The organism is Mesorhizobium sp. M4B.F.Ca.ET.214.01.1.1 (genome assembly GCF_004791545.1).
Lineage (GTDB): Bacteria > Pseudomonadota > Alphaproteobacteria > Rhizobiales > Rhizobiaceae > Mesorhizobium > Mesorhizobium abyssinicae.
In genome coordinates this window covers 1-12,976 of sequence record NZ_SRUX01000002.1, presented here as the reverse complement: position 1 = coordinate 12,976, position 12,976 = coordinate 1, and the positions used below count along the sequence as shown (strand labels likewise).

Annotated in this window: 11 protein-coding genes and 1 pseudogene; 9 read left to right on the top strand and 3 right to left on the bottom strand. The window is 65.5% G+C overall.

Features of this window, described 5'->3' with window-relative positions:
• Nucleotides 1-88 precede the first annotated feature (88 nt).
• The 4 genes from EN857_RS03170 to EN857_RS03155 all read left to right on the top strand — a co-directional run bounded on the left by EN857_RS03170 (nucleotide 89) and on the right by EN857_RS03155 (nucleotide 4,563).
• Nucleotides 89-1,408, top strand: a complete 1,320-nt coding sequence (locus EN857_RS03170) for a sugar ABC transporter substrate-binding protein (RefSeq protein ID WP_187331170.1) — start codon at nucleotides 89-91, stop codon at nucleotides 1,406-1,408.
• A gap of 192 nt (nucleotides 1,409-1,600) precedes the next feature.
• Nucleotides 1,601-2,371 (top strand): L-iditol 2-dehydrogenase, encoded by a 771-nt coding sequence (locus tag EN857_RS03165; RefSeq protein WP_127393609.1) that lies wholly within the window; start codon nucleotides 1,601-1,603, stop codon nucleotides 2,369-2,371.
• 24 nt (nucleotides 2,372-2,395) lie between these two features.
• Entirely contained in the window at nucleotides 2,396-3,409 is a 1,014-nt protein-coding gene (locus EN857_RS03160) for a zinc-dependent alcohol dehydrogenase family protein (protein WP_127393608.1), read from the top strand.
• Nucleotides 3,410-3,555: 146 nt separating this feature from the next.
• Nucleotides 3,556-4,563, top strand: a complete 1,008-nt coding sequence (locus EN857_RS03155) for a LacI family DNA-binding transcriptional regulator (RefSeq protein WP_187331247.1) — start codon at nucleotides 3,556-3,558, stop codon at nucleotides 4,561-4,563.
• Between the two features lie 7 nt (nucleotides 4,564-4,570).
• Here EN857_RS03155 and EN857_RS03150 read toward each other — a convergent pair whose 3' ends face one another.
• Both EN857_RS03150 and EN857_RS03145 read right to left on the bottom strand, forming a co-directional pair.
• Entirely contained in the window at nucleotides 4,571-5,578 is a 1,008-nt protein-coding gene (locus EN857_RS03150) for an aldo/keto reductase (RefSeq protein ID WP_127393606.1), read from the bottom strand.
• Between the two features lie 73 nt (nucleotides 5,579-5,651).
• Nucleotides 5,652-6,149 (bottom strand): GNAT family N-acetyltransferase, encoded by a 498-nt coding sequence (locus EN857_RS03145; protein ID WP_127393605.1) that lies wholly within the window; start codon nucleotides 6,147-6,149, stop codon nucleotides 5,652-5,654.
• 303 nt (nucleotides 6,150-6,452) lie between these two features.
• Here EN857_RS03145 and EN857_RS03140 point away from each other — a divergent pair, with 303 nt between their 5' ends.
• The 5 genes from EN857_RS03140 to EN857_RS03120 all read left to right on the top strand — a co-directional run bounded on the left by EN857_RS03140 (nucleotide 6,453) and on the right by EN857_RS03120 (nucleotide 12,675).
• Nucleotides 6,453-6,677, top strand: coding sequence for a hypothetical protein (locus EN857_RS03140; protein WP_127286561.1), 225 nt, complete (start codon nucleotides 6,453-6,455; stop codon nucleotides 6,675-6,677).
• A gap of 237 nt (nucleotides 6,678-6,914) precedes the next feature.
• Nucleotides 6,915-9,410, top strand: coding sequence for a DNA ligase D (gene ligD, locus EN857_RS03135; RefSeq protein WP_135857977.1), 2,496 nt, complete (start codon nucleotides 6,915-6,917; stop codon nucleotides 9,408-9,410).
• Nucleotides 9,411-9,771: 361 nt separating this feature from the next.
• Nucleotides 9,772-10,683 carry a Ku protein gene (locus tag EN857_RS03130; RefSeq protein WP_127394150.1) on the top strand — a complete coding sequence of 304 codons (912 nt, stop codon included), beginning with the start codon at nucleotides 9,772-9,774 and terminating at the stop codon, nucleotides 10,681-10,683.
• Complete coding sequence (locus EN857_RS03125) at nucleotides 10,680-11,798, top strand: tetratricopeptide repeat protein (RefSeq protein ID WP_128273452.1); 1,119 nt, start codon at nucleotides 10,680-10,682, stop codon at nucleotides 11,796-11,798. Before EN857_RS03130 ends, EN857_RS03125 begins: the two co-directional genes overlap by 4 nt.
• Before the next feature lie 238 nt (nucleotides 11,799-12,036).
• On the top strand, nucleotides 12,037-12,675 hold the full coding sequence (locus EN857_RS03120) for an alpha/beta family hydrolase (protein ID WP_127394260.1): 639 nt from the start codon (nucleotides 12,037-12,039) through the stop codon (nucleotides 12,673-12,675).
• A 199-nt stretch (nucleotides 12,676-12,874) separates the two neighbouring features.
• On the opposite strand, the pseudogene EN857_RS03115 reads toward EN857_RS03120, so the two are convergent.
• Nucleotides 12,875-12,976, bottom strand: a pseudogene (locus EN857_RS03115) (IS110 family transposase); the annotation flags it as partial.

Sequence of the window (12,976 nt, the reverse complement as noted above, 5' to 3'; positions counted from 1 at the left end):
CAAGCGGCTTGACTCAAAATTCCTGTGGCGCAATAGAATATATACGCATGTTCACTTACACATGCGCATTCGTAAAGGAGGAGACGAAATGCCAACGCGTAAGCTTATCGGGATTCTCGCCGTATCGGCCGCAGCCTCGGCGCTGGCGGCAGGCGCCGCGCCCGCCACGGAAATCACCGTCGCCACGGTCAACAATGGCGACATGATCATCATGCAGAAGCTATCGCCGGAGTGGGAGAAGGCGACCGGCAACAAGGTCAACTGGGTCACGCTCGAAGAGAACGTGCTGCGCGAGCGCGTCACCACCGACATCGCCACCAAGGGCGGCCAGTTCGACGTGCTCACCATCGGCGGCTACGAGACGCCGATCTGGGGCAAGGCCGGCTGGCTGACGTCGCTCAACGATCTCGGCGACGACTATGACTATGACGACCTGATCGCGCCGGTTCGCAACGGCCTGACCGTCGACGGCAAGCTCTATGCGGTGCCGTTCTATGCCGAAAGCTCGTTCACGCTCTACCGCAAGGACCTGTTCGACGCCGCCGGCCTGAAGATGCCGGAGCAGCCGACCTACGATCAGATCACGGAATTTGCCGACAAGCTCACCGACAAGTCGAAGGAGCAGTACGGGCTCTGCCTACGCGGCAAGCCGGGCTGGGGCGAGAACATGGCCTTCGTCGGCACGCTGGTGAACACCTTCGGCGGCCAGTGGTTCGACATGGACTGGAAGCCGCAGATCAATTCCGACGCGTGGAAGAAGGCGATCGGCTGGTATGTCGACACCATGAAGAAGGATGGACCTCCCGGCATCAGCTCCAACGGCTTCAACGAGAACCAGACGCTGTTCGCCTCCGGTCATTGCGCCATGTGGATCGACGCCACGTCCGCGGCGGGCCGCGTCTATGACCCGAAGCAGAGCAAGGTCGCCGACAAGGTCGCCTTCGCCAAGGCGCCGGTCGCGGTCACCCCCAACGGTTCGGCCTGGGGCTGGGCCTGGAGCCTCGCCATCCCGGCCTCGACCAAGAAGGCGGACGCGGCGAAGTCCTTTGTCAAATGGGCGACCTCGAAGGCCTATGTCCAGCGCGTCGGCGAGACCGAAGGCTGGGTGGCGGCGCCGCCGGGAACGCGCAAGTCCACCTATGCCAGCGCCGATTACCAGAAGGCGGCGCCCTTCGCCGCGACGGTGCTTTCGGCGATCGAATCCGCCGATCCGACCAAGCAGACCAAGGATCCGGTGCCCTATACCGGCATCCAGTTCGTCGCCATCCCTGAATTCCAGGGCATTGGCACGCAGGTCGGCCAGGCGGTTGCCGCCGCGGTCACAGGCGAGCAGTCGGTCGATGACGCGCTGAATGGCGTACAGGCCGAGGTGGAGCGCACGATGACGGAAGCGGGCTACATCAAATAGCGCCCTAAACTAGCCAGGGGCGCAAAGCGTGCCGCCCCTGGCGATCCGGCCCGCCCAGACCTCCCGTTGCAAGCGGGCCCGGAGGATGCACGGATCCCGCAAGAGCAAAGCGGGTCCGTGCGTTCCGCGCCGGCTGACAGGCAACTTTCTGGGCCGCCCGGATATCGTTTTCGAAATTTTGGAAAGTTGGACATGAAGCTGAACAACAAGACTGCCCTCATCACCGGCGGCGCGCGCGGCATCGGCCTTGGCTTTGCGCAAGCCTACGCCCGCGAGGGTGCCAGGGTGGTGATCGCCGATATCGATATCGGACGTGCGACCGCTGCCGCCGCCGCGATCGGTCCGGCGGCCAGCGCGAAGAAGCTCGACGTAACCGATCTCGCCGCGATCGAGAGCGTTGCCGCCGAGGTCGACCGCGAGTTCGGCGGCATCGACATCCTCGTCAACAACGCCGCCATCTTTGACATGGCGCCGATCACCGACATTACCGAGGCGAGCTACGAGAAGGTCTTCGGCATCAACCTCAAGGGGCCGCTGTTCATGATGAAGGCCGTCGCCAATCTGATGATAGCGCGCGGCCGTGGCGGCAAGATCATCAACATGGCGAGCCAGGCCGGTCGCCGCGGCGAGGCGCTGGTGACGCTCTACTGCGCCTCCAAGGCGGCGATCATCTCGGCCACGCAGTCGGCGGCACTGGCGCTGGTCAAGCACGGCATCAACGTCAACGCGATCGCGCCCGGTGTCGTCGACGGCGAGCATTGGGACGTCGTCGACGCCCACTTCGCCCGCTGGGAGGGCCTGAAGCCGGGCGAGAAGAAAGCGGCAGTGGCGAAGTCCGTGCCGATCGGGCGCTTCGCGCGGCCGGAGGACATTGCCGGGCTCGCCGTCTTCCTCGCCTCGTCCGACAGTGATTACATCCTCGCCCAGACCTACAATGTGGACGGCGGCAACTGGATGAGCTGAGGCGTTGCCATCTGGGAGAATGACATGAAAGCCATCCGATTTGCCGCCGCAGGCGTCGCCGGCATGGCGGAGCTGGACATGCCGGAGATCGCGCCGGGACATGCTCTGGTCAGGGTCCGCGCCGCCGGGCTTTGCCACACCGACATCGAGGTCCTGCACGGCCGCTACGGCGAAGGCGCGTTCCCGCTGGTTCCCGGCCATGAATATGCCGGAACCGTCGAGGCGGTCGCCGCCGACGTCACCTCCGTGAAGCCTGGCGACCGCGTCGCCGTCGATCCCAACATTCCCTGTGGCCACTGCGCTGCCTGCCGGAAGGGACTCACCAATCTGTGCACCTCGCTGAAAGCCTACGGCGTGACCGCCAACGGCGGCTTCGCCGAATTCAGCCTCGTCGCCGTCGGTCACCTGCATGACATCGGCGATCTCGGCTTCGCCACCGCCGCGCTGGCCGAGCCGCTCGCCTGCGTGCTGAACGGTCTCGGCGCCGCCGGCATCGAGCCAGGCGCGCGCGTGCCCGGCACCGCGCTGGTCTTCGGCGCCGGCCCGATCGGCCTGCTGCTGGCGCTGTCGCTGAAGGCGAGGGGGGTGGTGAGCGTCGCGGTCGCCGACATCAGCGAGCCCCGGCTTGCCTTCGCCGAGGCGCTCGGGCTGGAGCCGCTGGTGTCCGGATCGCAGGCGCTGGCGGCAAGGGCGAAAGGCTTCGACTTCGTCGCCGACGCCACCGGCGTCGCCGGCGTGGTCGAAGGCATGGTCGGCTTCACAGCCGATGGCGGCACGGCGCTCGTCTTCGGCGTCTGCGCGCCCGACGCCAGGATCTCGGTCGCGCCTTTCGAGATCTTCCGCCGCCAGATCAGGCTGGCCGGCTCGCATTCGCTGAACCGCAACATTCCGCAGGCGCTCGACATCCTCAAGCGCGACGACGGCACCATGGCGCGGCTGGTCAGCCACCGATTGCCGCTTGCCGAGCTTTTGCCCTTCTTCGCCAAGAGCGGCGGCGATCCGGCGACGATGAAAGTGCAGTTTTCGGCGGACATGTGAGTGAAAACGCGCGGCCACTCCCATCGACTCGTAAACTGGCCTGGCGCGGTCGAAGCGTTGCAGCTTTGCGCGAGATGGTGACTCACGTAGAGAGTGACGGGAAGGGTCGAACAGGGGGCCTGTGAATGGCAAAGACGATCAGGACGATGGAGGATTTCTCGGACTTCGTCGGCTTGTCTCGCACGACCGTTTCCAAATATTTCAACGATCCCAACTCGGTCAGGAAGAACACGCGCAGCGCCATCGAGGCGGCGCTGAAGAAATCCGATTTCCGACCGAGCATGTTCGCGGTCAACCTCAATCGCCGCCGCAGCAACATCCTGGGCGTCATCATCCCGAATTCAACCGACCCGTTCTACATGGCGCTGACGCGCCGCATCGAGCTGATCGCCAACGAGGCCGGCTTCCTCGCCTTCGTGCTGTCCTCAGACGGGCGCGCCGAGATGGAAGACCAGGCGATCCAGACGTTCCGCTCGATGAACATCGCCGGCGCCATCATCGCGCCGCTCGGCGTGCAGTCGCACCACCGCATCCTGGCCGAGCTCGGCGCTTCGATCCCGCTGATCTATGTCGACTCGCCGCTCGACCAGACCTCCTCCTTCGTCGGCACCGACAACCGGCAGAGTTTCAGGCTGATCGTGGACTACCTCTGCCGGTCCGGCGAGCCGCCCTGCTACTTCGCCATGCCGCTGGTCAACAACAACGCCTCCGCCAGGCAGGAGGCCTATGTCGAGGCCATGCACCAGTTCAAGATGGCGCCGCGCATCGTGCCGGTCGAGGACGCCCGCTCGTGGGATTTCGAGAAGTTCGGCTATGACGAGGCGACGCGCATCCTGAAGGCCGGCGGTTTCCCGACCAAAACGGTGCTGTGCGCCAACGACCGCGTCGCCTTCGGCGTACTCGGCGCCGCCTTTCAGCTCGGCCTCAAGGTGGGACATGGCGCTGATTGCGACCTGCGGGTCGCCGGGCACGACGACCACCCGCTGTCGCGCTACGCCTGCCCGCCGATCACGACGGTGGCGCAGAACTACAACGAGATTGGCCGTCTCGCCATCGAACTGCTGCTCGAGCGGCTGGACGAAAAATCCTCGGCCAAGCGCGGCGACGCCCGCATCCTGCTCAACGCCGAACTGATGCTGCGCAGTTCGGCGTGAAGTTGGGCTACCGATCCACCATCGACATGGTTCGCTCGTTGTAGCGCGGCCCGGAAATCCTGTCGGGGGTCAGCGCCATGTCGAGCAGCAGCATCTCGGTGGCGTCGAGCCCGATGTCGGCAGCGGCGACATTCTCCTCCAGGTATGTCCGGCGCTTGGTGCCGGGGATCGGCACGAGGTCGATGCCGAATTCCGGGCCCTTGGCGAGCAGCCAGGCAATCGCGATTTGGCCAGGCTTCACGCCCCTGGCGGCGGCCACGTCGCGCACCGCGCTGGCCGCCGCGACATTGGCGTCGAAATTCTCGCCCTGGTAGCGCGGGTCCCCGCGGCGGAAATCGCCCTCCGGATAGTCTTCGGCGCGCTTGACGTCGCCGGCGAGGAAGCCGCGTCCGAGCGGCGCGAACGGCACCAGGCCGATACCGAGGTCCTTCAGCTGCGGAATGATCTCGGGCTCGAGATTGCGCTCCCACAGCGAATATTCGCTCTGCAGCGCCGAAACCGGATGCGCCGCATGGGCGCGGCGGATGTTGGCGATGCCAGCCTCCGACAGGCCGAAGAAGCGCACCTTGCCCTCGGCCACCAGCTCGCCGACCGTGCCCGCGACATCCTCCATCGGCACGCCGGGATCGACGCGGTGCTGGTAGAGGAGATCGATATGGTCGGTGTCGAGCCGCTTCAGCGACGCCTCCACCACCTCGCGAATGTGCTCGGGCCGGCTGTCGCGACCGGTGCCGTCCTGCTTGCCGTCCACGATGCGAAACCCGAACTTGGTGGCGATGGTGACCTTATGACGCCGGCCCTTCAACGCGCGGCCGAGCAGCTCCTCGTTGATGAACGGCCCGTAGACCTCGGCCGTGTCGAGGAAGGTGCAGCCGAGCTCGATCGCCCTGTGCAGCGTCGCGATCGATTCCGCCTCGTCGGCCGGTCCGTAGGACTGGCTCATGCCCATGCAGCCGAGGCCGACCGCCGAGACGACGAGCCCCTGGTTGCCGAGTTTCTGCTTGCCCAGGCTCATCGTCTTGCTCCGGTCGAATTTGCAACCCGGCTAAACTATAGGGTCCGAAGGCGAGGCGTCCAGCGGCAGGGCCTCAGGCCCGTGGCAGCAGCCGGCGCATGATCAGCGAGGCGTGACCGCTGACGCCGTGGGCCGCCGGCCTGCGCTCGACCGCCTCGAAGCCGTGCTTTTGGTAGAAGGCGATCGCCCGGTCGTTACCCTCGATCACTTCCAGCGCGATGCTGGGAATTCCCGCATGGGCGGCCAGCACGGCGTGCAGCAGATCGGTCGCCAGACCGGTGCCGAACTCGTTCGGTTCGATGTGCAGCCGGTCGAGCATGACGTCGCCGCCATCGTCCATCGCGGCCATCGCATAACCGGCGATCGAGCCGTTGGGCCGCTCGGCGACGAAGGACATCTTGTCGTTATCCTCGAGTTCCACCGCCAACTTCTCCGGCGCGTGCTTGTCGTCGGAGAGCCGCGCCGCGGTGTCGGCGCCCATGATCGGCGAATAGGTCCGCCGCCAGGACTGGCCGAGCAGCCGCGACACCTCGGCGAGGTCGTTTTTCGTCATCGCCCGGATGTGGGTCATGTTCCTCTCCTCGTTCAGCCCAAGAAGATATAGCGGCGGGCCGGCCAGAGCCAGTCTCCCCCCTTGAGGGGGAGATGTCGCCGAAGGCGACAGAGGGGGTCGCCGCGCGTGAAGCGCCGACGCCTCTGTGCGACGAAGACAGGGGGGAGATCTATGTTAGACTACCCCCTCTGGCCTGCCGGCCATCTCCCCCTCGAGGGGGGAGATCAGCGCCTCATCGCACCCGCCAAATTGACTCCCCCGCCGCTCTCCGCCATCCTTATAGCCAGCCGCCGCTCCTAGGCTGCATAGATGTGTGAGCCCATGGCCAGTTCCGTCGCCAGAGAAAACTCCCGCCGCGCCGCGGTGAAGAAGGCGCTCGACCGCCACAAGGTGTATGTCACCGCGCAAAGCTTCTCCGGTGGCACATACAGCGCGCGCGTGCTGGTCGACGGCGAGGCCTATTGGGTCGATGAGTTCCGGCTGAGCCAGCTCAGGCAAGGGCTGACCCCGGCTGAGCTCGAGCTCACGCCGGCCGCCGACGATTGAGTTTTCACGGATGATCATGGCAAGGCTGGCGGGACAGCGCCCCCCTCTGTCCTGCCGGACATCTCCCCCGCAAGGGGGGAGATTGGCTGTTCCGGCGCCGGCCCTCATTGTTCAACGTTGGCGATTGGCGAAAGCCGGCGCGACGTCTGATCTCCCCCCAAGTGGGGGAGATGGCCGGCAGGCCAGAGGGGGGCGCGAAGGAGCTCGGCTTTTGCCTTTGGCGGGCGCCGGTTGCTGATGCCCTCTAACCTCAAACCCTACCGCGCCAAGCGCGAATTCTCCCGCACACCGGAGCCGGTGGGCGGGCTTGTCTTCGATGCGGGCAACCGCTTCGTCGTCCACAAGCACCATGCCACCGCCGACCACTACGATCTGCGCCTCGAGGTCGGCGGCGTGCTGAAGAGCTGGGCGGTGCCGCGCGGGCCCTCGCTCAACCCGGCCGACAAGCGCCTCGCCGTCGAGACCGAGGACCATCCGCTCGAATACATCGACTTCGAGGGCGTCATCCCCGAGGGCGAATACGGCGGCGGGCCGATGATCGTCTGGGACACCGGCACCTGGGCGCCGATGGAGGATGTCGAGAAGTCGCTTCGCACCGGCGCCTTCAAGTTCCGCCTGGCCGGCGAGAAGCTGAACGGCGGCTGGATGCTGACCAGGCTGAAGCCAAAACCCGGCGAGAACGAAGCGAAGAAGAACTGGCTCTTGTTCAAGGAGCGCGACCTCGCTTCCGATACCAAGCTCGACATCCTCGAAGCGCGGCCGGAAAGCGTGAAGTCCGGCCGCCGCATCGAGGAACTGGCGGCGCCGCCGAGGAAGGCCGAGCGTCTGCCGCCGAAAGCCGGCTCGCTGAAGCCCGGCGCGCTGCCCGGCGCCGTCAAGGCCGCACCGCCTTCCCGCATCGAGCCGCAGCTCGCCACCCAGGTGCCGAAGCCGCCGGGCGGCGAGGGGCCGGCGGAAAACACCAGCGAGCTCTGGCTGCACGAAATCAAGTTCGACGGTTACCGCACCATGGCCCATGTCGTGGATGGCGAGGTCAGGCTGATCACCCGCGGTGGCATCGACTGGACGAAGCGCTATGGCGACCTGCCGCAAGCCTTCGCCAGGCTGCCGGTCAGCCAGGCAATCATCGACGGCGAGATCATGGTTCTCGACGAGAAGGGCATTTCCCGTTTCGCGCTGCTGCAGGACGCGCTCTCGGCCGGCGCCGGCAGCAAATTGCATTTCTACGCCTTCGACCTCCTCCACCTCGACGGCTGGGACCTGCGCAAGGCTCCGCTGCAGAAGCGTAAGGCGCTGCTTGCCGAACTGCTCGCCGGCCAGGCTGCCAACGCCGCCATCCAGTTCAGCGACCATGTCGAGGGCGACGGGCAGGGTCTCTACGAACAGGCCTCGGACCTTGGGCTGGAAGGCGTCGTCTCCAAGCGCGCCGACGCCAGTTACCAGAGTGGCCGCACCAAGAGCTGGACCAAGGTGAAGGCGCAAAAGACGGATGATTTCGTCATCGCCGGCTATACCGTGTCCGACCGGGCGGAAGGTCTGGCGGCGCTGGGCATGGCCGAGTTCGAAAACGGCGAATTGCACTATCGCGGCAAGGTCGGCACTGGCTTCGACCGCGATATGGCGACCGACCTGCTTGCCCGGCTGGAGCGGCTGACCGCCGGCGCCACGCCGCCCGAGGGGGCGCCGCGCGAGATCATGCGCGAGATGCATTGGGTGAAGCCGCTGCTGTCGGCACGCATCCGCTATTCCAACCGCACCGCCGACAATGCGATCCGCCACGGCGTCTTTCGCGGATTGCGCGATGTCGGCGGACTGACGACGCCGGCGCCGGTCAAGCGCAAGCGGCTGATCGCCGAATCCGACCTCGCCACCATCTGGGTCACCAATCCGGAGCGCCGGCTGTTCGGCAAGACCGGGCCAACCAAGCTCGACATTGCCGTCTACTACGCGCTGGTCGGCGATTTCATGCTGCCGCACATCATCGGCCGCCCGGTGTCGCTGGTGCGCTGCCCGACCGGAAAGCCGCAGGACTGCTTCTTCCAGCGTCATGCCTTCACCGGCATGCCGCCCTCGGTCGTCACCTTCGGGGCCACCAACTCCGAAGGCGAGACCAAGTCCTATCTCTCGGTCGAAGGGGCAAAGGGCTATCTGGCGCTGGCCCAGTTCGGCGTGGTGGAGTTCCACACCTGGGGCACGCATCGCACCAGCCTCGACAAGCCCGACCAGATCGTTTTCGACCTCGATCCGGGCGAGGGGATCACCTGGCGCGAGGTGGTCGAGGCCGCCGTCCACATCAAGGGCGGGCTGGAGGGCCTGGGGCTGGTGCCCTTCGCGAAAACCTCCGGCGGCAAGGGCATCCACATCACCGTGCCGGTGACCAGAAAGCAGAACTGGAAGAAGCTGCACCAGGCCTCGAGCGCCATCTCGACCTATCTGGCGGCAAGCGCGCCCGACACCTTCACCACCACCATGGGCAAGGAAAACCGCAAGCGCCGCATCTTCATCGACTTCCACCGCAACGCCCGCGGCCACACCTCCGCTGCGCCTTATTCGCTGCGCGCCCGCACCAACCTGCCGGCCTCGACCCCGGTAAGCTGGGCGGATCTCGAGACGATCGACGCGCCAGAGGACCTCAACTACGCCTCGCTGCCGGGGCTCTTGGAGACGTCGGGCGATCCCTGGGCGGAGATCGACGAGGCGGCAAGGGATTTGCCGGTGATGGAGGGGAGGTAGGCCATGCATGAGGCGAAGCCCTCGCGTCTTTCGTCATCCTAGGGTCTGCGCGCGTCGCTTCGCTCCTTGCTCCGCCCTAGGATGACGAAGCATTAAAGGCTTTCGGCAACTCGTCAGCGTCTAAGTTTCATCTCCATCGACGCTTCCTACAATTTGAACTATTCTCCGCGCCAACCCGTCCCAGAAAACATTTCGTCAGGAATTCGGCAGTACACTCAGGGGTCGGTGTAGGATTTCCACGGCGCCAACCGTCCTTGAGCGGGAGCGCTGCAACGAGCATGGTTCCAAAAAGTGGGAACCGGTTTTTGGACAAGACCATGCTCCAAGATAAAGTCAGTGCATGGCCGCGTAGGAGTTCATCATGGCGCCCAGGGCAAGTTGGAAAGGTTACCTCAAGCTCAGCCTCGTCAGCTGTCCGGTCCGGCTCTATCCGGCCACCAGCGCGAGCGAACGCATTGCGTTCAACCAGCTGCATAAGAAGACCCACAACCGCATCAACATGAAGCCGGTCGATCCCGAGCTAGGGCTGGTCGAGCGCTCGGATCTGGTCAAGGGTTACGAATACGAGGACAAGCAATACATCATCATCGATGATGCCGACCTCGATGCGGTCAGGATCGAATCCAACCACACGATGAACATCGAGGCCTTCGTCGACGAAGGCGAGGTCGATGTCATCTATCAGGACTCGCCCTATTACCTGGCTCCCGACGGAGCCATGGCCGAAGAGACCTTCGCCGTGCTGCGCGAGGCGATGCGCCAATCCGGCAAGCTGGCGATCGCGCGCCTCGTGCTGTCCAGCCGTGAGCGCGTGGTGACGATCGGCGCGCGCGAGAACGGCATGTTCGTCTGCACCTTGAGGAATCCCAACGAAGTGCGCGGCACGGCTGAATATTTCGGCAACATCCCGGCCGGCAAGCCGGACCCCGAAATGTTGCAGCTGGCCGAGGCGCTGATCAAGCAGAAGGAGACCACCTTCGATCCGAAGAACTACGAGGATCGCTACGAGGTGGCGCTGATGGCAATGATCCGCGAGAAGCTGAAGGGCCACAAGCCGATCATCGCGGCGGCGCCCGAGCGCGGCAACGTCATCAACCTGATGGATGCGCTGAAGGCGAGCCTGTCGCAGTCCGCCAAGCCGCCGGCCAAGTCGAAGAGCAAGGCCGAGGAGGCGCCGGCAAAACCCGCCGCCAAGAAGGCCGCCGCCGGCGGCGCGCCTGAAAACCCGCTGAAGGCGAACCTGTTGAAGGCCGTCGGCAAGAGCAAGAAGTGACGGCAGGGCCAGTCATCGTTCCCGGCGCCGTCTTCGGCGCCGTCGGCGCGCTGGCCGCCTTTCCGCTCCGGCTCGCCGCGCGCGAGGTCGAGCGCCGCCATGCCGAGCTGAGGCGCGGCGTCACGCGGCGCACGACGCATGTCGTCTTTGGCCGCACGCTGCTGGCAAAAGCCGCGACGGGCAGGACAGGCGATGCCGAGATCGTGCGCCGAACGAATGCGGAGCGCGAAGCCGGCCGCGCGCTGATCAGCGAGAACGGGTTCCTGCGCCTGCTCGGCCTGATGAAGGCGCCGGAAGCCTCGTCGCTGTCCAGGCAGTCGCTCATCGACCAGTCGCGGCTTGCCGGCGACGATCTCGACATGCTGTCGCTGTTCGACGCCTTCGAGCACGACGGCGAGCCCTATTCCTTCCGCGATCTGATCCTGGCCCGCAAATATGCCGGGCTGATCGCCAGCGGCGCCACCTGGGGCGCCATCGCGCGCTCCGTCCACCGCTCCGGCCCGGTCGCCTCGCTCACCGCCAAGTCGCTCAATGTCGGGTCGCAGCATGGTCGTCCCGATGCGATCTACCTCGACGAGGGTCTGAGCGAACTCGACGGCCAGCTGCTGTTCGATCTGGGCAGTCCTGAAGACGATACCCTGGAGGAACTCTTCGCCGAGGCGGAGACCGCGGAAGAGGAGGAGCGCCATGATGACGCGGCCACGCTCTACCAGCGCTGCCTGGCGATCGACCCCAGCGATGCCATCGCCGCCTTCAATCGCGCCAACTGCCTGCGCGGCGCCAGCCGCGTGGCGGAAGCCGCGCACGACTATGCGCGGGCGATCAAGCTCGATCCCGGCTTCGTCGAGGCCTGGTTCAACCTCGCCGGCCTGATGAGCGACGAGGGCAAGGTGGCCTCGGCCCGCCGCCATCTTCAGAAGGCGATCACGCTCGACAAGGCTTATGCCGACCCGGTGTTCAATTTGGCGCGGTTGGAGTTCGACGCGGGGAATTTTCCCGAAGCCCGCCGGCTTTGGGCGCGCTATCTGGAATTGGATACCGACTCCGAATGGGCGAGGCTGGCGCGGAAGGGCATACAGTTCGTGGATCTGCACATGGCGCGGACAGCGGGGTGACAATGATTGGCGAAGGCCGTCGCGACAGCCAATCTCCCCCCTTGTGGGGGAGATGTCCGGCAGGACAGAGGGGGGCGCTGTCCCGCCAGCCTCTCAACGGCTCGCGGCGGCGACCTCTAAGATTTTCGGTTTGTAAGTGCCGAAGTCGGCGTTCCTTCGCGCCCCCCTCTGTCCTGCCGGCCATCTCCCCCACAAGGGGGGAGATCAGCAGCTTCGCCGTCGCGCCGAGCACAGCCCCATGACCCACTTCCTCTTCGACGGCTTCGACACCGCTCCCGTCAGCATCCTGCTCGCCCACGGCGCCGGCGCCGCGATGGATTCGCCCTCGATGACCGCCACCGCCAAGGCTCTGGCCACAGCCGGTTTTCAGGTCGCGCGCTTCGAGTTCCACTACATGGCCGCCCGCCGCTACGGCCATCGCAAGCCGCCGCCGCGCGCCGAGACGGTGAATCCTGAATACATCAAGGCGATCGCCGACCTGCGCGCCAAGGGTGTCACGGGCAAGCTTATCATCGGCGGCAAGTCGATGGGCGGACGGGTGGCGTCTATGGTCGCCGACGAGATGTTTGAAAAAGGCGAGATCGCCGGGCTGGTCTGCCTTGGCTATCCGTTCCATCCGCCGGCCAAGCCCGAGCAACTGAGGACAAAACATCTCCTCGGCCTCAAGACGCCGACGCTGATCTTCCAGGGCACGCGCGACGAGTTCGGCACAAAGGACGAGGTGGCGACCTACGGTCTCTCCGACGCAATCGAGATGATCTGGCTGGAGGATGGTGACCACGATCTGAAGCCGCGCAAGGCGATCTCGGGGTTTTCGACGGCGGATCATTTGAGGACGATGGCGGAGACGATAAAGGCTTGGGCAGAGGGGCTTTAGGGCGGTCGCTTCGACCCTGATTGGACATTCTTTGGCGTCTGCGCCGCCCCTCATCTGGCTGCCGCCATCTTCTCCCCGTGAACGGGGAGAAGGGCGCTGTCGCCTCCGGTTTCGCTCATCGCCAGCGCTGCAGGAAACGCGCCGGCGTCACGGCCAGCCCTCTTCTCCCCGTTAACGGGGAGAGCGACTGTCTTGGCTGTCAAGCTGTTTGCCATGGTTTTTGGTCGCGGATGATGGCGTTGAGAATGGTCAGCAGCTTTCGCATGACGGCCACGACGGCGACGATCTTCGGCTTGCCGAC